Annotated in this window: 17 protein-coding genes; 9 read left to right on the top strand and 8 right to left on the bottom strand. The window is 55.5% G+C overall.

Annotated elements, in window-relative coordinates:
- Positions 1-21 precede the first annotated feature (21 nt).
- Both ACT7DV_RS09965 and ACT7DV_RS09970 read left to right on the top strand, forming a co-directional pair.
- Positions 22-579 carry a TetR/AcrR family transcriptional regulator gene (locus ACT7DV_RS09965; RefSeq protein WP_444662243.1) on the top strand — a complete coding sequence of 186 codons (558 nt, stop codon included), beginning with the start codon at positions 22-24 and terminating at the stop codon, positions 577-579.
- 14 nt (positions 580-593) lie between these two features.
- Complete coding sequence (locus ACT7DV_RS09970; protein WP_444662244.1) at positions 594-1,850, top strand: MFS transporter; 1,257 nt, start codon at positions 594-596, stop codon at positions 1,848-1,850.
- Positions 1,851-1,878: 28 nt separating this feature from the next.
- On the opposite strand, the gene ACT7DV_RS09975 is transcribed toward ACT7DV_RS09970, so the two are convergent.
- On the bottom strand, positions 1,879-2,535 hold the full coding sequence (locus ACT7DV_RS09975) for a trimeric intracellular cation channel family protein (RefSeq protein ID WP_444662246.1): 657 nt from the start codon (positions 2,533-2,535) through the stop codon (positions 1,879-1,881).
- A gap of 63 nt (positions 2,536-2,598) precedes the next feature.
- Positions 2,599-3,138: a DUF1697 domain-containing protein gene (locus ACT7DV_RS09980; protein ID WP_444662247.1), complete on the bottom strand. Its 540-nt coding sequence runs from the start codon at positions 3,136-3,138 to the stop codon at positions 2,599-2,601.
- Positions 3,139-3,213: 75 nt separating this feature from the next.
- On the opposite strand from ACT7DV_RS09980, the gene ACT7DV_RS09985 reads away from it, so the two are divergent.
- The gene (locus ACT7DV_RS09985; protein ID WP_444662249.1) at positions 3,214-5,163 is read left to right on the top strand and encodes a S9 family peptidase; all 1,950 of its coding nucleotides are present in this window, start codon (positions 3,214-3,216) and stop codon (positions 5,161-5,163) included.
- A 19-nt stretch (positions 5,164-5,182) separates the two neighbouring features.
- Here the strand turns inward: ACT7DV_RS09985 and ACT7DV_RS09990 are convergent, their stop codons facing one another.
- Both ACT7DV_RS09990 and ACT7DV_RS09995 read right to left on the bottom strand, forming a co-directional pair.
- Entirely contained in the window at positions 5,183-5,584 is a 402-nt protein-coding gene (locus ACT7DV_RS09990; protein WP_171919640.1) for an RNA-binding S4 domain-containing protein, read from the bottom strand.
- 40 nt (positions 5,585-5,624) lie between these two features.
- Positions 5,625-5,981, bottom strand: coding sequence for a hypothetical protein (locus ACT7DV_RS09995; RefSeq protein ID WP_444662251.1), 357 nt, complete (start codon positions 5,979-5,981; stop codon positions 5,625-5,627).
- 93 nt (positions 5,982-6,074) lie between these two features.
- On the opposite strand from ACT7DV_RS09995, the gene ACT7DV_RS10000 reads away from it, so the two are divergent.
- From ACT7DV_RS10000 to ACT7DV_RS10010, 3 genes are all read left to right on the top strand, one after another.
- The gene (locus tag ACT7DV_RS10000; protein ID WP_444662253.1) at positions 6,075-8,492 is read left to right on the top strand and encodes a Tex family protein; all 2,418 of its coding nucleotides are present in this window, start codon (positions 6,075-6,077) and stop codon (positions 8,490-8,492) included.
- Between the two features lie 144 nt (positions 8,493-8,636).
- Positions 8,637-9,137 carry a ferritin gene (locus ACT7DV_RS10005; RefSeq protein ID WP_060702490.1) on the top strand — a complete coding sequence of 167 codons (501 nt, stop codon included), beginning with the start codon at positions 8,637-8,639 and terminating at the stop codon, positions 9,135-9,137.
- A gap of 122 nt (positions 9,138-9,259) precedes the next feature.
- Positions 9,260-9,949 (top strand): SH3 domain-containing protein, encoded by a 690-nt coding sequence (locus tag ACT7DV_RS10010; RefSeq protein WP_444662255.1) that lies wholly within the window; start codon positions 9,260-9,262, stop codon positions 9,947-9,949.
- Here ACT7DV_RS10010 and ACT7DV_RS10015 read toward each other — a convergent pair.
- Positions 9,946-10,611: a response regulator transcription factor gene (locus ACT7DV_RS10015; RefSeq protein WP_444662256.1), complete on the bottom strand. Its 666-nt coding sequence runs from the start codon at positions 10,609-10,611 to the stop codon at positions 9,946-9,948. The genes ACT7DV_RS10010 and ACT7DV_RS10015 overlap by 4 nt on opposite strands.
- Before the next feature lie 406 nt (positions 10,612-11,017).
- Here ACT7DV_RS10015 and ACT7DV_RS10020 point away from each other — a divergent pair, with 406 nt between their 5' ends.
- The 3 genes from ACT7DV_RS10020 (at position 11,018) to ACT7DV_RS10030 (ending at position 17,232) form a co-directional block, all read left to right on the top strand.
- The gene (locus ACT7DV_RS10020; protein ID WP_444662258.1) at positions 11,018-15,295 is read left to right on the top strand and encodes a choice-of-anchor G family protein; all 4,278 of its coding nucleotides are present in this window, start codon (positions 11,018-11,020) and stop codon (positions 15,293-15,295) included.
- A 117-nt stretch (positions 15,296-15,412) separates the two neighbouring features.
- On the top strand, positions 15,413-16,168 hold the full coding sequence (locus ACT7DV_RS10025; RefSeq protein WP_444662259.1) for a DUF5819 family protein: 756 nt from the start codon (positions 15,413-15,415) through the stop codon (positions 16,166-16,168).
- On the top strand, positions 16,159-17,232 hold the full coding sequence (locus ACT7DV_RS10030; protein WP_444662261.1) for an HTTM domain-containing protein: 1,074 nt from the start codon (positions 16,159-16,161) through the stop codon (positions 17,230-17,232). The genes ACT7DV_RS10025 and ACT7DV_RS10030 overlap by 10 nt, the downstream gene beginning before the upstream one ends.
- 81 nt (positions 17,233-17,313) lie before the next feature.
- On the opposite strand, the gene ACT7DV_RS10035 is transcribed toward ACT7DV_RS10030, so the two are convergent.
- From ACT7DV_RS10035 to ACT7DV_RS10045, 3 genes are all read right to left on the bottom strand, one after another.
- The gene (locus ACT7DV_RS10035) at positions 17,314-18,696 is read right to left on the bottom strand and encodes an NAD-dependent succinate-semialdehyde dehydrogenase (protein WP_444662262.1); all 1,383 of its coding nucleotides are present in this window, start codon (positions 18,694-18,696) and stop codon (positions 17,314-17,316) included.
- Positions 18,697-18,970: 274 nt separating this feature from the next.
- Complete coding sequence (mgrA, locus tag ACT7DV_RS10040) at positions 18,971-20,017, bottom strand: L-glyceraldehyde 3-phosphate reductase (RefSeq protein WP_444664829.1); 1,047 nt, start codon at positions 20,015-20,017, stop codon at positions 18,971-18,973.
- 332 nt (positions 20,018-20,349) lie between these two features.
- A complete protein-coding gene (locus tag ACT7DV_RS10045; RefSeq protein WP_444662264.1) occupies positions 20,350-20,487 on the bottom strand; it encodes a hypothetical protein in 138 nt (45 codons plus the stop codon).
- Positions 20,488-20,532 lie beyond the last annotated feature (45 nt).

Raw genomic sequence — 20,532 nt, forward strand, 5'->3', positions numbered from 1 at the left:
CACCCAATAGAACGGAGAACCATGGCCCGCCCACCAGCTGCACGCGGCAAAGTGCTGGACGCCTATATTGCGCTGCTATGCGAAGAAGGGGAGCGCGCGGCGACGCTGGATGCCACCGCGGCTCGTGCCGGAGTTTCCAAAGGGGGACTGCTTTACCACTTCGCTTCCAAAGATGCACTGGCAAAAGCCGTTATCGAAGAGGCTGAAGTGCATATAGCTCGAGACGTGGAAGCCATGAGCAGCGCGGAGGAAGGCGGGGCCGCCTACTTCATCCGCACGAGCGCCGAAGTGGACACGGAACTAGACCGTCATCTGGTCGCCCTGCACCGATTGGCTCAGGCAGGAGTCGTGAATGCCACCGAGAAAATTGAAAGCACCAACGAACGCTGGTACCGGAGCATTCTCGATGACGTCGGCAGCAAGGACCTGGCTCATTTGGTCATGCTCACCGGTGAAGGGCTCTATGCTGAACTCTCGCTTCCGGGCACGTGGTACCAGCGTAATTTTGATGGTGAGCTCGATCGGTTACTACAGTTGGTCTCAACACTAAAAAAGTTGGGAAATCTCAACGAACACTGAGCAGAAAGACTTCAATGGCGAAAGACAGCGTTGCTACCTCCATACGCTCACGGATAGGGGCTCTACTTGGCATCCTGCTGCTGGCCCTATCGCTGCGCGCCGCTGTTGTCTCGGTGTCACCGCTGCTGGCCCGCATTGAAGCCGACATTCCCTTCACCGAATTCACCACGGGATTGCTGGCCATGCTGGCACCGATCGCCTTTGCGATTTTCGGCTTGCTCACCCCGAAGCTGATCAAATCCTTCGGCTTGGAAAAGACGCTGATCATTTCGCTGGCGCTGGCTGTGGTAGGCCAGCTGGCCCGTGTCTTCATGCCCGAGGTGTACTCATTCCTGGCGCTGTCGATTGTCACACTTGCCGGCTACGGCATGGGCAACGTGGTTCTGCCGCCGCTGGTGAAGAAATATTTCCCAGAACGAATCGGACTGGTCACCAGCGGCTATGTCACGATGCTGGCCATCGGAACCTGGATGGCGCCGCAATTCTCAGTCCCGATGGCCAACCTGAGCAACTGGAAAATCTCCATCGGTTCCTGGGCGCTGCTCTCCAGCCTCGTGCTGATCCCGTGGATGGTGCAGCTCTTTGCTGATCGTGGCGTCACGCGTCCGGAACACTCGGTCAATGCGAGCGGGGCTGCGCACCCCATTGCCAAGATCAATCCATGGAAATCCAAAGTTGCCTGGGGCCTTGCCATCTACCTTGCCGGCAACTCAGCTCAAACCTACGTGTACTTCACCTGGTTGCCGCCGTACCTGCAGAATCGTGGCCTCGACGAATTGACCGCAGGAAATATGCTGGCCCTGTTTGCCATCCTCGGCCTGCCAGTAAGCCTGCTGGTTCCACTGTGGGTTCCCCGGCTGAAAAACCCGATTATCGCGGTGCTGATTTTCACTGCCTGCTGGATCATCGGACACCTGGGCATCTTCCTGTCGCCAACCCGCAACACTGCCCTGTGGGTTTGCGCCGCCGGACTGGGCCAGGGAACGTTTGCCATTGCCTTGCTGATGATGAACCTGCGTTCACGCACCACCTACGGTTCGGGCGTGCTCTCGGGCTTTGCCCAGGGCCTGGGCTACGCCGGGGCGGCCATTGTGCCGATGCTCTTTGGCCTGGTGCAGAAGGCCACGGATTCATGGGGTGCCGCATTCTCAATGCTCGCGGGCTGTGTTGTTGTGATGCTCATCGGTGCGGTGATCATCAACCCGCCACGCACTATCGAAGACGATTCCCCGAGCACCGAAGATCTGGGCAAGCTCGAGCGCATCGACTGAGAAGCAAGAAGCATCCGCAGCTGCCCACCTAGAAGTGTCGTTGGGGACCATCCGGTGCCGGAGGATTCTGATGGGCACGGTGCCAGTGGCCGGCAGCCAGCGGAACCGACCAGCCAAAACGCAGCGACGCCACACGAATCAGGAACGCCAACGCCGCGATCGCTGCACCCACCGGAACGCTCATGGATCCCAGATGCCACGCAATGGCCGTGAGCCCAGATCCCACCATGGCAGCCAGCGCGTAGATATCGCGCGGATTGAAGAGGTCTGGAGTCACATTGGAAATGACGTCTCGCAGCAGTCCGCCGCCAACGCTGGTGATCACGCCCAGCAACACTGCCGTCACCGGATTGAACTGATGCTCCAGGGCCTTCAACGTCCCAGTCACGCAAAACAGGCCCAGTCCGGCAGCATCAAAAAGCTGAACCAGGCGGTGCAGCTTCTGAACGGCGGGCGTGAACGCATAGACGCACAGTGCGGCCAAGACCGGAGGTACAAAATAGATCGGGTGTTCAAAGGTTGCCGGCGACTGATTGAGAATCACGTCGCGGACCAGCCCTCCGCCCAAGCCGCACACGCCACCTAGGAAGGCCGATCCCAAAATATCGAATCCCCTGCGGGCGGCCATCAAGGATCCAGCCACGGCAAAGAAGAAAATACCGACGAGTTCAATCAGGATGTACATTCCAGTGCCTCAAGCGGGGTGGGCGACGTGTGGTCAATGAACAATTATTACCCGAAGTGCCGATCAGCAAAGAATCTTGGCGATCTTGACCAGGGTGTTGTGGTTCCGGGTAGTCAGAACCCGTAGCTTGGCCTGGGCCTGAACCAGTTTCGCCACTGGATCGGTAGTACTGGTTCCCTTGGATGCGATCCACTGCACTGCACGACCCGTGACCAAGAAGTCGCGCGGATCACCCAGTGCCTGGATGGCCTGCCCCAGCTCCTGGGCATCCTGCACGCTATGGCACAAGGTGAGATAACCATGATGCTGCTCCACGGGTTCGGGCAACGGCAGCCCGAATGGCCCAGCCAAGTCCTCGATTTCCTCTTGGGTGAAAACGAGGGTAGGGATGTCTCGGAGATAGTACGCGCGCAAAAGGTCATTGCACCGGCCTTGGATCATCAACGGATCCGGGATGTCGGAGGCGAGCACCACGTTGCCGCTAGCCAGCAGCGTCTTGACGTCGCTGAACCCACCGTCCTGAAGCAGGAGCGCGAGGTCTTTCATCAGCACCTTGACGCCGCCAACATTCACGCCTCGTAGGAACACGGCATATTTGCTCATCGTTTTATCCCAGCTCGTCGGAATCATACTTTGGGAGGGTCGTTCTGCAACCCAAAGATCGCTAGGATCAAGAATATGCCTATGCACTTACCTTATGGATCCTGGCCCTCATCAATCACGGCTCAAGACGTTGCAGCGGGGACTAAACCATTAGGCGGTGCCTGCTTCTTCAAAGACCACGTCATTGTCCAAGAAGGGCGCCCCGCAGAAGGCGGCCGGATCACGCTGGTGGAATACGGCACCGATGGCCAACACGGCAAGGAACTGGTCAATGCACCGTATAACGTCCGCTCACGGGTTCACGAATATGGCGGCTCCAGCTGGATGCTGGACGAATCGGGAGCCGGCAAGATCATCTTCTCCAACTTTGCCGACCAACGCGTGTACACGGTGGGCATTGGCGAGCATCAACCGGTGCCGTTGACCCCGGCCAGCACGGTCGAGGGCGACCCGCAACTGCGCTTTGCAGAATTCACCCGCGGCCCCGAGGGCAGCATCCTTGCCATCATGGAAGACCTTCGCGGCGAGCCCGTGCGCCATATCGTGCAAATCCCGCTCGATGGCAGTGCGGGGGAAGAGCTCTCCAATATTAGGATCCTGAGCGTACCTGCACGATTTGTGGCTTCCCCGCGGCTCAGCCCCAATGGCCAGAAGCTGTCCTGGATCAGCTGGGAGCATCCGAACATGCCTTGGGATTCCACCTATTTGCACCTGGCTGGATTCACCGAAACCGGACTGCTGGAGAGCGAAGTGATTGCCGGCGGAGCAGAAGAATCTGTCATGCAGCCCGAATGGCTGGACGATGACCGGCTGGCATTCATCTCCGATGCCAGCGGCTGGTGGAACCCCTATGTGTACCAAAACGGTTCTTCGCGCACCACTCGCCTTGTTGACCGCCCGGCAGAATTCGCCGGACCCTTATGGCAGGTCGGGACCAGCTGGTACCTGGTCGAAAATCAACATACCCTGTTGTGCTCCTACGGGACAGGAACCACGTCCCTGGCCCGTGTGCATTCGGACACCGGGGGATTAGACGATCTTGAACTGCCCTTCACCCGTGTCCGGCCCTTTGCCGTCAACGATGACTGGCTGTTGGCCGGAACCTCATCGATGACCCATGGTGAAGAGATCACCCTGATCAACCTCGAATCCTTGGAACACCACGCGGTGACCCGGTCCATGGAGAACTTGCCAGAAGCAGGGATGCTGCCATCTGTTGAAGAATTCCAATGCAAGAACCTTGCCGGACAGTCGGTGCACGCATTGCTCTATCGTCCAGCCCAAGACGGCATGGCCGGGATGGACGGTGAACTGCCACCCTTCGTCACCTTTGTCCACGGCGGACCAACTAGCCAGGCCTCGGCGACTTTGAGTGCAGCGGTGGCCTATTACACCTCGCGTGGCATTGGCGTGGTGGACGTGAACTACGGTGGCTCGACGGGATATGGCCGTGAATACCGCAACCGATTGCGTGGAGCATGGGGCGTTGTTGACGTTTCTGATACGGTCGCCGTAATCCATGCCTTGGTCGGACAAAAGATTGCTGACCCGGCACGCATTGGCATCGAAGGCGGAAGCGCCGGGGGATGGACCGTACTGTGCGCATTGACCTTCTCGGATGTTTTTACCGCTGGCATCAGCCGGTATGGCGTTTCCGATTTGGTGGGGCTGGTTCAAGACACGCACGACTTCGAATCCCAGTACATGTTCTCGTTGGTCGGCCCATATCCGGAGGCAGCGGATCTCTACGAGAAGCGCGCGCCGATCAACCACGTTTCAAAGATCTCCTGCCCGGTTTTGCTCCTGCAGGGTGATGAAGACAAAGTGGTTCCGCCAGCTCAGTCGCAGGTGGTCGCTGATGCGCTCGCCGAACGAGGCATCGCTCATGCGTACATCCTTTTTGAAGGCGAACAGCATGGCTTCAGAAAGTCTGAAAATATTGTGCGGGCGCTGGAAAGCTCGTTGGCCTTCTACTCGCAAATCTTTGATTTCGAGGCTGACGTTCCAGCCATCGAATTATCCTAGACGCGGGCGCTGTGGAGAACTACAGCTCGGTGTCGGGCTCCTGCCAGGAAGTGCGCAAGCGGTCCATTTCGCGGCGATCCTTCTTGGTGGGGCGCCCGGCACCGCGTTCGCGCACCGGAACCTGCGGTATGACGACACGTTCTCGGGGTGGCGTATGGTCCAAGTAGCACTTGGTGGCCACGGGAGCTGAAACGCGCTTGGAAAGCAGGCCCGTGATTTCAAGGTCACGGTCAAATCCATCTTTGCGCACACGGACGCGGTCACCTGCAACGACAGTCTGCGAAGCCTTGACCGGGTCGCCGTTTAAACGCACGTGACCTGCGCGGCACGCAGCCGTCGCTGCGGATCGTGTTTTGTAAATTCGCACGGACCACAACCAGGCATCGAGTCTGACTTTGCCGCTGGTGGGAATCTCAACCATGAGAAAAGTCTAGAACACCGGCATAGTGGCCAGGGCGCAGTCAGTTGCCTTCAGCTGCAGCGTTGTCGCAAGCTTCCTTGAGCCGGTCCTGCAAAGCGACAGGAGCCTGGTCACCGGAATCAGCGAGGTCGTTAAGTACCTGGACCATCTCTTCGGGCAGTCCGCCGCCATCCACTGATTTCACGATGGAAGACAAGACGCGCAGCTCGCTGGAGTCAATGGTGCCATCCTGTATTGGAGCGCAGGCCTGGCGAACAATCTCCTTGCTAGCGGCATCAGTGAGCTGATTGGCTGCGCTCGACGCAGTGTCCTGGACAACGGAGCATCCGGCGCTGAGAACCACCACCGATGTGATGGCAAACAGTGTTGCTGTCTTACGAACTTTAACTTTCCCCATGGAACTAAATCCTAACCATTAATGTTGAATTTCTGCTGAATGCCAACCGAGTCGATCATCTGAACTTTGCAGCCAGTGAGGCACAATGGATCGGTGAGCAGCGAGCAGAAGAACACCAGCAATGACCGTGCCATCCAAGAGCGAATTGTCGCCCAGCTGGCTCAGGAGCTATCCATTGAATCCACGGTCGCCGTCTGGCAGATCAAGGCAGCCGTAGAACTACTCGATTCGGGATCAACGGTTCCGTTCATTGCCCGCTATCGCAAAGAAGCAACCGGCATGCTCAGCGACAGCCAATTGCGTTTGCTCGAAGAACGCCTGCGCTACCTGCGTGAATTGGAAGATCGCCGCGCCACAATCCTCGAAGCGATCAATGACTCCGGCAAGCTGACCGAGCAGCTGTCAGCCACGATTGCCGCGGCCACCACTAAAGCTGAACTTGAAGACATTTACCTGCCGTTCAAGTCCAAGCGTCGCACCAAGGCGCAGATTGCCCGCGAAGCAGGCTTGGAACCGTTGGCGGACTTGTTGCTTTCCACCCCGGACACCGATCCGCTGCAGGCTGCCGCCGGATACCTCAATGCAGAGGCAGGATTCGCTACTGAAGCGGATGTTCTTTCTGGTGCACGTTCCATCGTGACCGAACGAGTCTCCCAAGATGTGGTGCTCGCAAGCGAACTTCGTGAACGCCTTTGGAACAAGGGCAAGATCAGTGCCAGTGTTTCCAACACTGCCACCGCAGAAGGCCAGGGGAAATACTCCGACTACTTGGACTATGTTGCGAACTTGGACCGACTGCCTTCGCACCGGGTCTTGGCGCTCTTGCGAGGTGAACGCGAGGGTGTCCTGAACCTCCAGCTGGCTGAAGCAGATCCGCGTGACGAGGATGCTCTGGCCCAGGCACGCCAGGGTTTCGAAAATGCCATAACCGCATCATTGGGCCTGAACGTACCACCGGGTGCGGCCACGGCGTCCTGGATTTCCCAAACCGTTCGCTTGACTTGGAAGGCCCGTTTGCTCACGCGCTTCGAGTCAGACCTGCGTTCACGGCTGTTTGAAGCAGCGGAAGACGAATCCGTTAAGATCTTTGCGGCGAATCTTCGCGACGTCCTATTGGCAGCACCAGCGGGAAACAAGGCCGTTCTGGGATTGGATCCGGGCCTGCGTACAGGTGTGAAGGTTGCGGTAGTCGACCTCACTGGAAAGTCTGTTGAGACAGCCACGATCTACCCGCATGCACCTGCCAAGAAGTGGGACGAGTCGGTGGCCACCTTGGCCCGGCTGGCGAAGAAGCATGGCACAACCCTGATTGCGGTAGGCAACGGAACAGCAGGTCGTGAAACCGATCGATTGGCAGCTGAAGTCATCAAGGTGCTTGGCGGCTCCGGGATCAGCAAGGTGATCGTTTCCGAGGCTGGAGCATCTGTCTATTCCGCCTCCGAGCTGGCCAGCCAGGAGCTGCCCGGAATGGATGTTTCCCTGCGCGGAGCGGTGTCGATTGCACGCCGCCTCCAAGATCCGCTGGCGGAGCTGGTCAAGATTGATCCGAAGTCCATTGGCGTCGGACAGTACCAGCATGATGTCACGGCGTCGAAGTTAGATCGTGCGTTGGATGCTGTGGTTGAGGACTGTGTGAACGCGGTGGGCGTTGACGTGAACACGGCATCGCCAGCGTTGCTGTCGCGGGTTGCTGGAGTTGGACCGCTGTTGAGCCGGAATATTGTTGACCACCGAAATGCCAATGGTCCGTTTGCCACGCGCAAGGACCTGCTGAAGGTGCCACGTTTGGGCGCGAAGGCATTTGAACAGTGCGCCGGCTTCTTGCGTATCACCGGAGGCAAGGAAATGCTGGATGCATCTTCGGTGCACCCGGAAGCTTATGCATTGGCCAAGACTCTGCAGCAAACCGCCGAGGAGCAGGGCCGCAGGCTGGAAGAGCTGAAGCCCCAGGACTTTGTGACCGAGCAATTCGGGGAGCCCACCATTCGAGATGTGATTTCTGAATTGCGTCGTCCAGCTCGAGATCCTCGTGGCGAGTTTGTCACGGCCTCGCTGAAGGAAGGCGTTGAAACCATCAGCGACGTCAAGCCGGGAATGATTCTGGAAGGCACCGTATCCAACGTCGCTGCATTTGGCGCCTTCGTTGACTTGGGCGTTCATCAGGACGGACTCATTCACGTCTCGGCGATGAGCACCAAGTTCATTTCTGATCCGCGCGAAGTGGTCAGTTCCGGGCAGATCGTCAAGGTAAAGGTCCTGGAAGTCGATACGTCACGCAAACGCATTTCACTAACCCTGCGTCTGGATGATGAATTGCCGGTGGCCGGTGAATCGGCCAAAGTTGCTGCCCCGCGAGAGCGTCGGCACGCAGGCGGCGGCGCTTCTGGCGCTCGCAATGGGCAGAATCGCAGCGGCCAAAACCGCAGGCAGGGGAATCAAGAACCTGAATCTGCGGCATCGGGCAATACTGCGATGGCAGAAGCGCTGCGTCGTGCTGGGCTGAACCGGTAATTAAGCTGGCTTCGGTTTACCTAACCTTTTTTAGCATCGGCTAGGTTAACCTGCTGTCAACGTGGGGTGATTCCCTAATTCAAGTTGGACTAAGTGTGTCCAAACTTCGGTGACAAGTTGGCAAAAGAGTCCTAGTCTAAAGACATGGATCTTACAGGAAAACTGGCAGAAGCCTTCAGCACCCAGGTAACTCTCGAACTAACCGCAGCGACGGTGTACCGTCAGCTGGCAGTTGAAATGGACGTCATGAGCCTTCCCGGCATTGCTGGCTGGTTCCGTGCGCAAGCTGGCGAGGAAATCGTCCACGCGGAAAAGTTCATCACGCACATGACCGATCGTTCAGCTCACCCGAAGATTGGCGAGCAGCCAGCGCCAGAAGTGAATGTCAAGAACGTCGCCGACGCTTTTGCCGCTTCGCTGGCTCATGAGCAGAAAGTCTCCGAAGCAATTCGCGAACTGTACCGACTGGCTCAGACCGAAGGCGACATCGACTCTTTGCCATTGCTGCACTGGTTTATCGACGAGCAGATTGAGGAAGAAGCAACCGTCTCTGAAATTCTGGATCGCGTGAAGCTAATTGGCAACGATGGAAGTGGCCTCCTGCGTCTGGATGCAGAGCTCGGTTCGCGTTCTTCCGGCGACTAGCGGACTAAGAAGCACGCATCTTCTAAAAATGGAATAAACTTAGGGAAGCAACCGTTGGTTGCTTCCCTAAGTTTTCATTTGAGGTGGTCGTGAACCAAGTGGGCTTACCACAAAAATCGGCTTTGACGTCGTCAGTAGCACTTACGCATCGGACGACTGCCTCGCTCAAACTGCGCAAAGGCGCAGGTCGGCACTATGTTGTTCAGAGCAATCTTGCCCACGGTACCGAACTTGCCCTCATCGAAGTCAAAGGCTCATGGGCTCATGTCTTTGTTCACGCAACCTACGGTTGGCTGCCGGAGATTTACCTGGAGCCAATTCCTGAGGTTTTTGATGAACCGGTCGTTGCCGACGAAGACGACGAGTATGCAGAACCTGTGCTCTCGCGTTATTCACTGATTGAGGCCACTCATGTCACCACGGCCACTCTGAACTTGCGCAAGGGCAGCGGGACCGGTTACCCGGTTCTCAAGGTCATTGACCAGGGAAGCAAGGTACGTTCCATGCTTCAGCAAGGTCTATGGTCGCAGGTTCAGGCAGGCAAGCTTTTAGGCTGGGTTCCCAGCATGTATTTGCAGGAGATCCCTTCGCGACCTGCCAAGGGCGGTTTGATCGCCGTACCCAATCAGCGGGCGCTCACCACAATTCGTCTTAATGCCCGTCGCGGACCGGGCGACCACTACTCGCTCGTACGTATTCTTCCTGCGGACACTGCAGTTGTTATCGTGGCGCGTCAGGGTGCTTGGCGCCGGATTGATCGCGATGGCGAAGAAATGTGGATCCCCGCCAGCCAGCTGCGTACGGTGTATTAAGCGATTTTGAGATCAGCCGACGTAACGAGGCCCGCTTCGGCCGCAATGACTGCCAACTGAACGCGATTTGAAACGCTGAGCTCGTCCATGACGCGGGCAAGGTGAAGCTTGACCGACCCTTCGGAGATATGGGCAAGACGCGAAATTTGAGCGTTGGTCAGGCCGGCCGCAACGTGGCGGACTAATCCGCGATCCCGGTCTCCCAGTTCACGGAATGCCTCTTGATGAATTGAGCGGCGAGTCACGCGCGAGGGCGGCTCCCAACCATCGGTTGGTGCTGCAAAAAGCTGGTAGCCCGCAACAAGCATTCGCAGTGCGCAAGGCAATTCTGAGCTAATTGAGCTCTTGGAAATGAGAGCAGCACTACCGGCATCGTAGGCCTGGGCGAGTTCGCTGCGCTTGTAGCGCGCAGCCATGACGGCGACTTTGGTTTTTGGCGTTGCTTCAGTTATCTCGCGAATGGCGCTGTACAGGTCCTGGCCTTCTAACGTCGACTCGAGCAGGATGACGTCTGGCTTCTGTTCGAGCGCACCAGTGACGGCGTCCCCCAGAGTGTCTGTGACTTTTTCTAGATCGAAGTCCTCCGTGGTGGATAGAACTGCGGATATGCCCGCGCGCGAGAAATAATCACTATCGGCCAGATGAACGCGAATGCGCGACATTCAAGAAACCTCGTCCTCAACAGAGCTACAAACCTGGTCGGAAACCCCAACCGTACCCCTGCTTAGCTAGTTGTCTGCAGGTGAGCCCAGTTTATAACCAGTTAGCCAACTTGTTTTGCTTGATAGGTAACAATTTGACAACAATCAGGAAGATTCGAATAGGAACCTTTGGTAAATTCATAGGTCAAGTCCGGTATCAACGTGAATTCATACAAAAATTAGATAATAAATTACTGGCCGGTATGACCTGAAAGCTAACAAAAATGGCCGTTTGGTCAAAAATTTTGACCTGAGTATGCCAAGAAATAGCTGAAAGAACCCTGTGAGTAGATGGGCCCCTTCCGTAGAGTCAAATAGGGACTTTAACAAGGGTTTCAAGATCACAACCAACTTTTGGAGGACATTGATGCAAACACATAATTTGCCACCATCGAATGGAACCGGCCGCCGCACGGCACGGCGCGTACTTTCTGGCGCGGTAGTGGCCAGCCTGTTCGTGGCGCCGACCGTGACAGCCGCGTATGCCGCACCGACCGATGACTCCGAGGCTCTTGGACGAGTTCTCGATCTAAATCTTCTAGACATTCCTGTTGCGGATGCGGGGTTCGCGTTCGCGGGTAATCCGAGCTCACCAGATGCAAAGCATAACCCGCTGAATGTTGAGGCATTGGGAGCCTTGAACCTGAACCTGGGTTCGGGACTAAGCGCACTCCCGCTCATAAATGCCGATGGGTCAGGACTTCTGACACTGGGCGAAGCCGGATTGCTAAGTTCGTATGCTGAAGCATCTAGCTCAACAAGCGCAAAATCAGCAGCTGGTGCGGTTAGTTCGGATGGAACGATCGCAGTCGATTCCTCGAACTCTGGCGCGATGACTGCAAATGTTGATCTGACTAAACTTTTGGATCAACTGCAGGTCAGCGGGCTAACCGATCAGCTTGTAGATGAAGCATCATTGGAAATCGGCGCCCTCGGTTCCAAGGCCGACAAGACTGACGGTACTCTGTCGACTGACTACTTAGTTGCTGGTGCCACTGCAACCGTTAGTAGCCCTGCTGTTGGCGGGCTGACCAGTTCGCTGGGAACTGTCGTTGATGGTCTGGGCACTACGCTCAACACGGCTCTGTCCTCTGATGGTGTGCTTGGCACTATCACTTCGGGGCTTGACGCAATCGATATTGATTTGCGCCCGCTGGCCCGCATTGGTGTCACTGATTCCACGGTTGCGCTCAATGGCGTAGACGCTGCTCTGCAGCAAGTCAAGGATGACATCCTCACGGGTGTTATTACCTCGGATACCGGCTTGGTGAGCATCGATCTCGGTACGGGCGACATAAGCGTTGATCTGTCTAAGATCACCACCGGTGGGCTCAACGGCAAGCCGGCCAACTATGAAGTGTTAAGCGCCACGGCTGTTCAAGAAATCGCAGACGAGATTACTCTCGCGCTGTCGAACTTGGTCACTGATCTTCGCGATAGCCTTGTTGCTTCACTTGATCAGATTGACATTGTCGTCAACCTCGGACTGGAAGCTAGCTTGCTCCTTCCACTCGCCGACGGTACGGCGACGGTGGAAGGCAGTGTTGCCAGCTTCCTGGGGTTGGTACCAGAAGAACCAACTACCAACGTTGACTTGACACTGGCCGGCTTGGATCTAGGCTCGCTGATCACCCCATTGACCACCGGTGTTGTAAGTGTAGTTGGCGATGCATTGGGTACCGTAGTGAACCCAGTTATCGACGGATTGCCAGGAGTCATTACAGGCGTAGTTGATGGCGTTACTGATCCTCTGGAACCCGTTATCGAGGGTGTGCTTAACGAAATCGTTGAGATTACCGTCAACGAGCAGGGAACCACGGTAATTGACGATCCAAATAGCGATCCTGACTCCACTGAGGAGGGTGACTTTGTCACTGCCTTGTCAGTAGAGCTATTGCCAGCAATGGGCGAGGCTGCTAACAAGGTATCCTTCGCCCGCTCGGAAGTCCGCGCAGCGGACGAAGCGCCAACTGAAGCCCCCGTGGTCATTGAGACACCGACCGATGGACAGGAATTTACCGAGGGTGATCCTGTCGATGTTTCCGGTACGGCAGAGCCAGGTAAGACCATTACTGTGACTCTCGACGGCGACGATGCAGCGGCTCAGGAAGTCATTGTTGGCGACGACGGCAAGTGGACGGCTACGTTTGAGGGTCTGACCGAAGGTCCTCATACTGCCGTTGCCACCGATGGCGACGACGACGAAGAGTCTACAGACGAAGTTTCATTCACGGTCGTTGTTTCGAACACTGATGTGAACACTGCGGAGAACACTGATGTGAACACTGCGGAGAACACTGATGTGAACACTGCGGAGAACACTGATGTGAACACTGCGGAGAACACTGATGTGAACACTGATGCGAACACCGACGTGAACACTGATGCGAACACTGATGTGAACACTGCGGAGAACACCGACGTGAACACTGCGGAGAACACCGACGTGAACACCGACGTGAACACTGATGCGAACACCGACGTGAACACTGCGGAGAACACCGACGTGAACACCGACGTGAACACTGATGCGAACACCGACGTGAACACTGATGCGAACACTGCGGAGAACACCGACGTGAACACCGACGTGAACACTGATGCGAACACTGATGCGAACACCGACGTGAACACTGCGGAGAACACCGACGTGAACACTGCGGAGAACACCGACGTGAACACTGCGGAGAACACCGACGTGAACACCGACGTGAACACTGCGGAGAACACCGACGTGAACACTGCGGAGAACACCGACGTGAACACTGCGGAGAACACCGACGTGAACACTGCGGAGAACACTGATGTGAACACCGACGTGAACACTGCGGAGAACACCGATGCGAACACCGACGTGAACACTGCGGAGAACACCGACGTGAACACTGCGGAGAACACCGACGTGAACACTGATGTGAACACTGCGGAGAACACCGACGTGAACACTGATGTGAACACTGCGGAGAACACCGACGTGAACACTGCGGAGAACACCGACGTGAACACTGCGGAGAACACCGACGTGAACACTGCGGAGAACACCGACGTGAACACTGCGGAGAACACTGATGTGAACACCGACGTGAACACTGCGGAGAACACTGATGTGAACACCGACGTGAACACTGCGGAGAACACCGACGTGAACACTGATGTGAACACCGACGTGAACACTGCGGAGAACACTGATGTGAACACCGACGTGAACACTGCGGAGAACACTGATGTGAACACCGACGTGAACACTGATGTGAACACTGCGGAGAACACCGACGTGAACACTTCAGATAACACTGATGACAACACGGCAGATAACACGGAACATCCGATCGTGAACGTGCTGCCTGACAGCGTTACGGAAGGGGACGAGATTACCGTAATTGGTGACAAGTTCACTCCAGACGGTAACGTCAAGATCACCATCCGCGACTCGAATGGCGACGAGACTCCTATTCACCAGGATGACGTCATCGTTGACGAGAATGGTCACTTTGACTACAAGTTTGATACCGATGGATTGCCAGAAGGTATCTACATGGTCGAGGTTCAGGACGAAGAAACTGGAAAGACTTATACCGAGTACTTCCAGGTAAATGCTGAAGACGCCGTTGAGAACGAAGTTCACATCGATATCACTCCGAACCGCATTATAAAGGGTGAAATCGGAACCGTTACCGGCAAGGAATTCACTTCAAACGGCGAAGTTAAGATCGAGCAGAGCCCGCTAGGCGCGACCACCTTGGCCCAAGCAAAGGCATTCGCTGCTTCTCTTCCTGAGGGCGTGTCCGCTGACGATAAGGGAGATATTAGTTTCGAGGTCGATTCATCTGACCTCGAACTCGGAAACTACCTGATCGTAGCGACTGATGTGAAGACGAATGCGTATGCGTTTACTACCTTCACCGTTGTCGCCGATGACTCGACTGACGTGAATACTGCGGACAACACTGCGGACAACACTGACGCAAACACGGATGCGAACACTGACGCAAACACGGATGCGAACACTGACGCAAACACGGATGCGAACACTGACGCAAACACGGATGCGAACACTGACGCAAACACGGATGCGAACACTGACGCAAACACGGATGCGAACACTGACGCAAACACGGATGCGAACACTGACGCAAACACGGATGCGAACACTGACGCAAACACGGATGCGAACACTGACGCAAACACGGATGCGAACACTGACGCAAACACGGATGCGAACACTGACGCAAACACGGATGCGAACACTGACGCAAACACGGATGCGAACACTGACGCAAACACGGATGCGAACACTGACGCAAACACGGATGCGAACACTGACGCAAACACGGATGCGAACACTGACGCAAACACGGATGCGAACACTGACGCAAACACGGATGCGAACACTGACGCAAACACGGATGCGAACACTGACGCAAACACGGATGCGAACACTGACGCAAACACGGATGCGAACACTGACGCGGACAATTCGGATGCAAATTCCGATGACTCTAAGGAATCGCAAAAAGACAATTCCAAGAATGGTGGCCTTGCGGACACCGGTTCTAACGGAGCGCTCTGGATTGGTGTGGGTGCACTCGCACTTGTTCTCATCGGAGCTGGTGTGACTGTGATAGCTCGAAAGCGTTCAGCTTAGTCAATAGCAAGCTGTAGTTAGAAGTAGGAGGGGCATCAATTGATGCCCCTCCCATTTCGCGTTCAAGTCGTGATTGCAATTATTCACCGGCATTGAGGAATCGGAGACAATAGCCTGATGAGGCAACATAAAACTAGACCCAAACTGTTCACGGTGTTGGTACTTTTAATTGCAGGCGCGGCAGCATTGGGACATATTGGTGCGACATTGGCCTTCACTGGACCTTCCACCCCAATTAAGTCGTCATTGCAACCTGGATTGAATCGTTATTTTCTTGGGCCGCTAGATCAAGGGTGGAGTCTTTTTGCGCCCGGTCCGTATTCGCAAGATGAGTACTTTACGATGCGTGCTTGCCTATCGAGTGCGGAAATTTGCGCACAAGGAAGCAAGAAAGGCGCGAAATTCACGGAATGGCGCGACGTCACCGCCGAGGAGATGAAAAGCCGCGCCGGTAACATGTTCGCTAACCGTGAGTCTAAACAGTCAAAGTCGATACATGGAAGGCTTTGGAGTGCCGCATCGGATTTGAGTACAAGCGCACGTGAACAAATCGCAAAACCGTTCATTCAAGGAACTCCAGTATTCGGAATGGATCTCAGTTCGTCACAGGCGAGGAAAGAATACTCAGCTACAGAATTGAGTAATCTTCGAGCTTACAAGCGAATGGAGGACACGGCCGTCGGCTTCGCATCTCTCTATGCGATTGAGCAGTGGGGTGGAGCGTCAATGGTTGAAATTAAACTCAGGCGTGAACCAATCGTTCCTTTCGCTCAGCGAAACAACGATGAAGCTACAACGAAGTCTCGTGAAACATATATCGGATGGCGAGATACCAAAGAATTCAGTAAAGCGGCGGTGTCGGCATGGAGCTAAATCAGAGGGCGGTCAATGCTCCGTCCATCCGAAATTGGATGGTAAAAAATAGAGATTTTGGTTCGAAATTTCTCGCCTCGATCTACAGCTGGTTTACCGAAAACCGCCATGCTGCATATGGCTTGGCCGTTATGCGCATGGCATCAGGCCTTTTTATCTTGGGTTGGCTAGTGGTAAATGTTCCCGTCGCCTCCAAGATTTGGGGTCCAGGATCGGAATATCTAGAACCATACCGCTCGGTACTTGGATACAAGTGGCCATTGGATATTCTGCGTGATGCTGGTCTTGGCTTCTTTGTCTTTTGGTATGTGGTTGCCGTAGTTTTAGCGATTGCCTTTGTAGTCGGATGGAAGACCCGTTTTGTCACTCCACTCTTTTTCATTTTCTACACGGCCATAAATGCTCAAAACACACCTGTTTCTGATGGTGGAAACTACTTCATCCGAATCATGCTGATTTATCTGATCTTTGCAGATCTATCAAAGCACTGGTCGGTCGATTCTTGGATGCGTAAGCGCGCTGCAAAAAGTAAAAGAGAATTCGAAGCCGTTACGGTGCTTCATAATTTAGCGTTGTGCCTAATAGTGGCTCAGCTTTGTATGGTCTATTTAGAAGCCGGTCTATACAAAGTTCAGGGTAGTTTGTGGCAGAATGGCACCGCCATGTATTACCCGGTCAATTCTGAAGCTTATGGTGTCTTTCCATGGCTCAGCGACCTCATCACTGCGAACTCTTGGGTAGTTGCGCTGATTACCTACGTAACTGTGGTGGCACAAATTGCGTTCCCATTCATGCTGTTCCATAAGATCAGCAGGAGGATTGCGCTGATCGTGATTCTTGGGATGCATATCGGTATCGCCGTAGTTATGGGACTCCCGTTTTTCTCGGGCATCATGGCATCCGCGGACGCTGTCCTTGTCTCCAGCGGCACTTGGTTAACTATTCAGGGATGGCTAGCCACACAATGGCGTGAAAAGTTCCTTCGTAGGAATCCATCTGAAGGTACCTCAGAACCAGAAGATGAATTTACCGACAGGCCGGAAAAGGCATCTTCTACCGCTTAAACGAATAAGTCGGGGCGAACCATGCAAGTTCATGGTTCGCCCCGACTTTCATAGGCACATTGGCGGCTGCCAATGCATGAATTATTCGCCCACGTAGAACAGGCGCTTGTTTACGAACTCATCCATGCCCAGTGGGCCGAGCTCGCGTCCGAAGCCAGAGCGCTTCACACCACCGAACGGCATTTCAGCACCTTCAGCTGCGGCGATGTTGACATTGCTCATGCCAACCTGCAGCTTCTGGGCGACTTTGGCAGCGCGTTCTGCATCGGTGGAGTGCACTGAACCGCCCAAGCCGTAGATGGTGTCGTTGGCGAGCTCCGCAGCTTCCTCGTCGCTGGCTACCTTATAGACTACGGCTACTGGGCCGAAGAGCTCTTCGTAGAAGGCGCGCATCTCCTTGGTGACACCGGTCAGCACGGCAGGGGAGTAGTAGGCCGCAGGACCTTCGTGCAGCACGCCGCCGGCGTGCAGGGTCGCTCCCTTGGAGACTGCATCCTGCACCTGGGCGTGGAGGTCCTCGGCTGCCTTGCGCGACGACATTGGCGCGAAGGTCCCTTCCAGCTCTGCCATTGGATCCCCGGCCTCCAGGCCTTCTGCGCGCTTGGTCAGCTCGGCGACGAAGTCGTCATAGATGTCTTCCATGACGATCATGCGTTTGTTCGAGTTGCAGGCCTGGCCCGTATTATCGATGCGGAATCCCCACGCGGTGTCAACGATGCCAGGTACGTCATCCGAATCCAGGACAACGAATGGATCCGAGCCGCCAAGTTCCAGCACGGCCTTCTTCAGGTTCCGGCCCGCTTGCTCGCCGATGATGGCGCCAGCGCGCTCCGAACCGGTCAAGGAAACGCCCTGGATGCGGGAATCAGCGATGATGGTGGAGATCTGGTCGTGCGTTGCAAAGACGTTGTTGTAGACGCCTGCCGGGACGCCGGCCTCGTCCATGATTTCCTGAATGGCCAATGCCGAGCGAGGGCAGGACTCGGCGTGTTTCAGGATGATGGTATTGCCCAGCATCAGGTTTGGCGCCGCGAAGCGCGCTACCTGGTAGAGAGGGAAGTTCCACGGCATGATGCCCAGAAGGGCGCCAACCGGAAGCTTCTGCACGACGGCCTTGCCGCCGGAGAACGACTTGATTTCCTGGTCCGCGGCCAGGGAAGGTCCCTCGGTGGCGAAGTACTCGAAGATGTCCTTGCAGTATTCTGCCTCGCCGACTGCCTCGGAGAGCGGCTTGCCCATTTCAGTGGTCATGATTTTGCCAAGCTCTTCAGCACGCTCGGCGAAGAGGGCTGCAACCCTGGAAACGATCTTCGCGCGCTCGGTGATGTCAACGTTCTGCCATGACTCGTAGGCAGACTGGGCCGAGCTCAGGGCCTGCTCGACTTGCTCGTCGGTGGCGGCGGCGAATTCTTCAACAACTTCACCGGTGGCCGGGTTCAAGACCTTGTAGGTTGGGGCGCTCATCAATGCTCCTGTCGTTTGTGCAGATTGGTCAGCGTAAGCCAGTTCCTTGACGCTATCGAACTTAACACAATAAATGAATGTAATTCACTTCATTGCGCGTCTACGTCGAGCTTATCCCCAGAATTGCGTTTGAGCCAGTATGGAGAAGCAATATTCATCGGCGGAAAACAGGCCACGCATCCAAGCAAAAGCAAAGCCGTGGTCTCCCCAAGTGAACACGGGGAAACCACGGCTATCGACTATGGCTCCAATGGGCCGTTTTCAAGTCATATTGCTAGCTGATTGCTGAAGCGCGCCACCAATCGATACCGGCATCGCCTTGCGCGATATCGGCAATCTTCGATAGCTCTGTTTGGCTGAATTCCAGGTTGTTCAAAGCACCCAAATTTTCGTCCAGCTGCTTGGTGGAAGAAGCGCCAATGAGCACCGACGTTGCCGCGCCGTCACGAAGCAGCCATGCCAAAGCCATCTGTGCCAGGGATTGGCCTCGCTGCTGGGCCACCTCGTTCAGGCTTCGGACCTTGGCCATATTCTCTTCTGTCAGTTGGCTTTCAAGTGAGCGGCGACCTCCTTGGCGCTCAACATCAGTGGTCGACAGGTACTTGTCGGTCAGCAGGCCCTGGGCCAACGGCGTGAACGCAATGGTGCCCATGCGTTCTTTCTCCAGGGTTTGCAGCAAGCCATGTTCAACCCAAGGGTTGAGGATGTTGTAAGAAGGCTGGTGAATGACCAGCGGAGTTCCCAAATCATTGGCGATGGCCTTGGCCTCGGCGGTGCGTTCTGCAGAGTAGGAAGAAATGCCAACATAGGTGGCCTTGCCTTGGCGCACCAGGGTATCCAGGGCCCCTATGGTCTCCTCCAATGGAGTCTTGGGATCAAAGCGATGCGAGTAGAAGATGTCCACATAATCCAAGCCCATTTTTTCTAGCGACGCATCGCACGATGCAAGCAAATACTTGCGAGAACCGAAGGTTCCGTACGGGCCCGGCCACATGTCGTAGCCAGCCTTGGACGAAATCACCAATTCATTGCGGTAAGGCTTGAAGTCCTTGCGCATCATGCGCCCAAAGTTCTCTTCGGCAGAACCCGCAGGTGGGCCGTAGTTGTTGGCCAGGTCGAAGTGGTTGATGCCGTTGTCAAACGCATGGCGGAGAATTTCTCGCTGGCTGTCGAAGGGCCGGTTGTCTCCGAAGTTCCACCATAATCCCAAGGACAACGGGGGCAGTCGCAAGCCTGAATCGCCAACGCGGCGGTAGCCGTAGTGTTCGTAGCGATCGGCCGCTGCAGTGTAGGGGCGGTGCAATTCCTTGATGGATGGCATTCGTTCGTATTCCACGAGACACCTTTCTATCAGCAGCAATGCTGGCTGGGTGGAGGGCAAAGGGCTTCCACCTCAGAATATGCCAGAAGGCGACTCGTCCAACATGTTGTCGGGACAAATCTGCTATGTGCGTAACGTTGCGGCAACGGCGTGGATAGGAATCTGATCAGACGAAATTAAATGAAGAACCGATCCGTCAGGCCAAGGAGGTAACGCCTGTGCGGATCGGTTCTTCTAGATCACTCGCACCTTGAGAAGGTATTAACCACACTAGGAGCCGAGTCTTGAAACAAGCTGAGTGCGACGTGTGTGGTCACCTAGGAAGTTGATGCCTAGTAATTCGACGGTGGGTCAGAAGCAGGGAAGGATTCATCTTCCCATTCTTCGACAAGCTCTTCGTCATGCTGGTCATGAAGCTTTTTCTCTTCGTCGGGATCTACCGGCTGCCCGTTGGCTGCTTGTGCATTCATGATCTTCCCCCCTTTGATTTTGGTCCAGACCACTTTTGTTGGCGG

Source organism: Glutamicibacter sp. TV12E, from assembly GCF_052441935.1.
Taxonomy (GTDB): Bacteria; Actinomycetota; Actinomycetes; order Actinomycetales; family Micrococcaceae; genus Glutamicibacter.

Bases quoted from the DNA above. Each gene is read 5' to 3' on its own strand.
- ACT7DV_RS09965 (WP_444662243.1), top strand. From the start codon at position 22: ATGGCCCGCCCACCAGCTGCACGCGGCAAAGTGCTGGACGCCTATATT.
- ACT7DV_RS09970 (WP_444662244.1), top strand. From the start codon at position 594: ATGGCGAAAGACAGCGTTGCTACCTCCATACGCTCACGGATAGGGGCT.
- ACT7DV_RS09975 (WP_444662246.1), bottom strand. From the start codon at position 2,535: ATGTACATCCTGATTGAACTCGTCGGTATTTTCTTCTTTGCCGTGGCT.
- ACT7DV_RS09980 (WP_444662247.1), bottom strand. From the start codon at position 3,138: ATGAGCAAATATGCCGTGTTCCTACGAGGCGTGAATGTTGGCGGCGTC.
- ACT7DV_RS09985 (WP_444662249.1), top strand. From the start codon at position 3,214: ATGCCTATGCACTTACCTTATGGATCCTGGCCCTCATCAATCACGGCT.
- ACT7DV_RS09990 (WP_171919640.1), bottom strand. From the start codon at position 5,584: ATGGTTGAGATTCCCACCAGCGGCAAAGTCAGACTCGATGCCTGGTTG.
- ACT7DV_RS09995 (WP_444662251.1), bottom strand. From the start codon at position 5,981: ATGGGGAAAGTTAAAGTTCGTAAGACAGCAACACTGTTTGCCATCACA.
- ACT7DV_RS10005 (WP_060702490.1), top strand. From the start codon at position 8,637: ATGGATCTTACAGGAAAACTGGCAGAAGCCTTCAGCACCCAGGTAACT.
- ACT7DV_RS10015 (WP_444662256.1), bottom strand. From the start codon at position 10,611: ATGTCGCGCATTCGCGTTCATCTGGCCGATAGTGATTATTTCTCGCGC.
- ACT7DV_RS10020 (WP_444662258.1), top strand. From the start codon at position 11,018: ATGCAAACACATAATTTGCCACCATCGAATGGAACCGGCCGCCGCACG.
- ACT7DV_RS10025 (WP_444662259.1), top strand. From the start codon at position 15,413: ATGAGGCAACATAAAACTAGACCCAAACTGTTCACGGTGTTGGTACTT.
- ACT7DV_RS10030 (WP_444662261.1), top strand. From the start codon at position 16,159: ATGGAGCTAAATCAGAGGGCGGTCAATGCTCCGTCCATCCGAAATTGG.
- ACT7DV_RS10035 (WP_444662262.1), bottom strand. From the start codon at position 18,696: ATGAGCGCCCCAACCTACAAGGTCTTGAACCCGGCCACCGGTGAAGTT.
- mgrA (WP_444664829.1), bottom strand. From the start codon at position 20,017: ATGCCATCCATCAAGGAATTGCACCGCCCCTACACTGCAGCGGCCGAT.
- ACT7DV_RS10045 (WP_444662264.1), bottom strand. From the start codon at position 20,487: ATGAATGCACAAGCAGCCAACGGGCAGCCGGTAGATCCCGACGAAGAG.